Below are 4143 nucleotides of genomic sequence, written 5' to 3' on the forward strand. Positions count from 1 at the left end.
AGTTGCTCTACCACCTGCCGTTTCAGCTCCACACTGAACTTCCGTTTCGGATTCATGGCACCATCCTTTCCTCGTATCAAAATACCAATCCGTGCCAAATCCTCCTAACCTTTTGTGTCCAGTCTCAGGGGTGCAGTCCACAGCCACCGTAGGAGTAGTATTCGTACTCCAGCATACCCCGCGGGCGGTTATCGTTGCTCCGCCATCTGATGCAATAGTCCCGCCGCATTGCGCCGTTGTTTCCGTTATGGCACTCACAGCAGCGGTAGTTAATGCCGGCAATATCTCTGATGTTGTAAATGCCATGTTTATGCCATAGCCGTTGCCGACGCTATTGGCGGCATAAGCCCTTACATAATAAATGGTGTTTCCCGTTAGACTAGTGATCGAACTGGTAAAACTACCAGCCCCGGCACCATCAGAAGTTTTGTTATCAGCCACCGTAGGAGTAGTATTCGTACTCCAGCATACCCCGCGGGCGGTTATCGTTGCTCCGCCATCTGATATAATAGTCCCGCCGCATTGTGCCGTTGTTTCCGTTATGGCGCTGACAGCGGCCGTGGTTAATATCGGCGGTATCGCAGATGTTGTAAATGCCATAGTCATGCCATAGCCGGTGCCGACGCTATTGGTGGCATAAGCCCGTACATAATAAGGGGTGTTGCCAGTTAAACCGGCGATGGAACTTATGAAACTGCCTATTCCTGCGCCATCAATGGTTTTATTATCAGCCACCGCAGGAGTAGCATTCGTGCTCCAGCATACCCCGCGGGCGGTTACGGATGCTCGGCCATCTGATGTAATAGTTCCGCCGCATTGTGCCGTTGTTTCCGTTATGGCACTGACAGCGGCCGTGGTTAATACCGGCGGTATCGCAAATGCTTCAAATGCCATTATCATACCATAACCGGTGCCGACACTATTGGTGGCATAAGCCCTTACATAATAAGGGGTGTTGACTGTTAGACCGGTGATCTTACTGGTAAAACTACCTGCCCCGGCACCGTCAGTGGTTTTATTATCAGCCATCGTAGGAATAGTATTCTTACTCCAGCATACCCCGCGGGCGGTTATCGTTGCTCCGCCATCTGATGTAATAGTGCCGCCGCATTGTGCTGTTGTTTCCGTTATCCCACTGACAACGGCGGTGGTTATCTGCGGAGGAGAACTTTTTGAATCAGCAGGATTATCCTTTGAACAACCGAGCAAAAACAATAGTATAACTGCTAAAACAACTACTGTTAGATTCCTTACGATATGACCCATGATAGACCTCCCGAGTTGGAGATTCATTCATGTTAAATATATCTTATTTGGCTGAGATCTCAAGAGTTTTCTATTATGCTTTTTATTCGCTATTCTGCTTTAGATTTGCGCGGGGTCTTGCCGAGAACAGAGTATGAGGTGTGACCCCGCGCGTTCTTATGCCGCAAGGTCACGCCTTCCCGCTTGCAGCGAGAAGGCTAAGACCCTGCGAAACTTTAAATTCCTGTTGCGGAAAAGGGCGAAATTCATTAAATTATGAGCGACAAATTTATCAATATCAGGCTGTTAAAATCATACTTAAATGGGAGGAGATTCAGTATGAGAAACTTAAGCCCCTCAGGTCGTATTTCGGCCATGTTGTTTATGGCCGCCCTGGTCCTGGTGCTTTGCCCGCTTTCTAATGCACAGCAGGAGCCGACAAAAAAGGCCCGGCCGAATTCACTTCAGAAAGGCGCCTGGTCGCTGCAATTTGAGCTTGATAATGATTTCCGGCCCCGGACTTTCGAGGGATCGATCCTGAATATCAAGCGTCATTATTCCGAAAGAACGGCCGTTCGTCTCGGCGTGAGTATCACCGTTAATGTCGGCGATCAAGAGACCGTGACAAACTCAGCCTCTGCGAATCAATTGGACGAGCAGCACTTTTACGATGTAGATTTTAATCATTCCAGCTATGATTTGATGCTCCAGTACCTTTATTATCCAGTGCGTCGATCGGAAGTGCACCTATTCCTCGGCCTCGGGCCACATCTCGGATTTACCCATAACAAAGAAGATGCAGTTGTCCGTGATAGGGTTCGTTTGATTTCAACTCGGAGGGAATTCCGTTCACGCAGTTCTTCCTGGACACTCGGTGGAATGGGCGTCATCGGCGTGGAGTGGTTTTTGTGGCATAATGTAAGCTTTCTGGCGGAATATGGCATATTACTCGATTATCAATGGGAAAACTGGAAAGATAATGAGCGCATATATCCCGATGGGCGGATGACAGCGCAAACACGCGACCGCCACAGTTTCAATGTCAGGGGGCGCCCGGTAAAATTCGGGATGTCGGTTTATTTTTGATTGAGCCGCCCAATTCCGCGTTAGTCTGACAGAAAAATCGGCCAGAACCCAGACTTCAGGGTTTTGACCCTTACTTTTTTGGAACTTTCGCCGATTCTGAATGGTTTAACAAGTTAAATAAAGATTATTTTAGTCTAATATAAAAAGTACCTTGACAATTAAGACAATTTAAGTTAGATATAACCAATGATTAATAATTTTCATCTATGGAGGACAAGCTCGTGAATAAGAGAACATTTTTCGGTCTGGCTCTGGTTTTGGGTTTGGTTTTGGCGATGGCCCCCAATTTTGTTTTTGCCTGCGGCGGGCAGGGGAGTTCAACCAGTTCCAGTTCCTGCTCGGGAATGAAAGCTACCACGGCCAGTTCGGGCTCCGGCTCATGCTCGGGAATGAAAGCCACCAAGGCTAATTCAGGCTCTGACGTGACAACAGCGGATGCCAAATGCGACTATAAAGGAAAATGTGCCGATCTTACCATGAATATCAAGGGGATGACCTGCACCGGCTGTGAGGCCGCGATTACGGATGCTTTGAAGGCGAATAAAGGGGTTATTAAAGTTGTCTCGATTGATTATAAGACCGGCAAGGCAGTCGTCTGTTATGACCCGGATAAGGTGGAATCAAGTCAACTGACTACCGTAGTTACCAAGACCGGCTATCAGGCCGAGATTATTCCCGCCGTGGCCACTTCGACCACCAATACCCCGAAAAAGGGTTTGGTTTGCGATATGACCGGGAAGTGCGAGAAGAAAGGCGCGACCAAGACCGAATCGCAGGACACCTCGCATTAGTTTGAATATTCTCTATTTAAGTATAATCAGGCGGGGATCTCCCCGCCTTTTTTTATGGCTTCAGCCGGATTGAATTGCCAAAGTGATAATAGATTCTTATAATTGACAAATGCGTAAGACCGCAATATTGATACTTGTTCTAATGGCCGGATCGCCGGCTTTTTCCGCCAAATATGCCGGGGAGTCTTTCTCTTTGGGTGTCAGCGCGCGGGCGCTGGCCATGGGGGGGGCGGCAATTGCCGGGCCTTTTGATGGTTCCGCCGGATATTGGAATCCGGCCGGGCTGAATTCGCTTGCCGGGCATAATATCATGGCGATGCATGCCGAGACTTTCGGGGCGCTACTCAACCATGATTTTCTGGCCTATTCCTTCAAGCGGGCGGATATTACGGCGGGGATTCAATCTTATGGTTTCTATTTCTATTACCTTGGCGGCGGCGGAATCAAAATTACCAATCTCGATCCACAATCGGGGCGCCCTTATGTCGTGCGGGAAGCCTCCCATGGTGACTATCTTCTGGCCGGTTCCTTATCCGGCCGTTTGAGAAATATCGATATTGGGGTCACCGCCCGGGTGATCTACCGTAACCTCAGTACTATTTCCGGCTATGGTTTGACCGCCGATTTTGGCGCCTTATACCGGCCGGCCGAATACCTGCAGGTCGGCCTGATGGTGACCGATTTATTCTCGGGATTCATTCGTTATTCCGGCGGAAACACCGAATCGATTCTTCCGACGGTCAAGCCCGGGATAATGGTTTCGCACAGGCTGAAAGGTTTTACCGGGCGGCTTGCTTTTTCCAGCGATATTAAATTTGAGGGTATAAAGGAAGCGGCTCAATTCTGGGTTGGGGATATCTCTTTTGATACTCACTGGGGGATGGAGCTTTCTTATCGGGAGAAACTTTTCGGGCGGGCCGGATTCGATATCGGAAATTTCACCGGCGGCATCGGGGTAGATATCAACCGGATTAAGATCGACCTGGCCTATCTTCACAATCATGAGCTCGATGACACATTC

Annotated in this window: 4 protein-coding genes; 3 read left to right on the forward strand and 1 reads right to left on the reverse strand. The window is 49.0% G+C overall.

Annotated features, from left to right (window positions below):
• The coding region (locus NT002_14365) for a hypothetical protein (protein ID MCX6830447.1) at positions 1-1029 on the reverse strand (1029 nt) is incomplete at its 3' end.
• Positions 1030-1584: 555 nt separating this feature from the next.
• On the opposite strand from NT002_14365, the gene NT002_14370 reads away from it, so the two are divergent.
• From NT002_14370 to NT002_14380, 3 genes are all read left to right on the forward strand, one after another.
• Positions 1585-2331 (forward strand): hypothetical protein, encoded by a 747-nt coding sequence (locus tag NT002_14370; protein ID MCX6830448.1) that lies wholly within the window; start codon positions 1585-1587, stop codon positions 2329-2331.
• A gap of 221 nt (positions 2332-2552) precedes the next feature.
• Positions 2553-3122, forward strand: a complete 570-nt coding sequence (locus tag NT002_14375; GenBank protein ID MCX6830449.1) for a cation transporter — start codon at positions 2553-2555, stop codon at positions 3120-3122.
• A 109-nt stretch (positions 3123-3231) separates the two neighbouring features.
• Positions 3232-4143: hypothetical protein (locus NT002_14380; protein MCX6830450.1), on the forward strand; the 912-nt coding region annotated here is incomplete at its 3' end.

It is taken from the genome of Candidatus Zixiibacteriota bacterium, from assembly GCA_026397505.1.
Taxonomy (GTDB): domain Bacteria; phylum Zixibacteria; class MSB-5A5; order GN15; family PGXB01; genus JAPLUR01.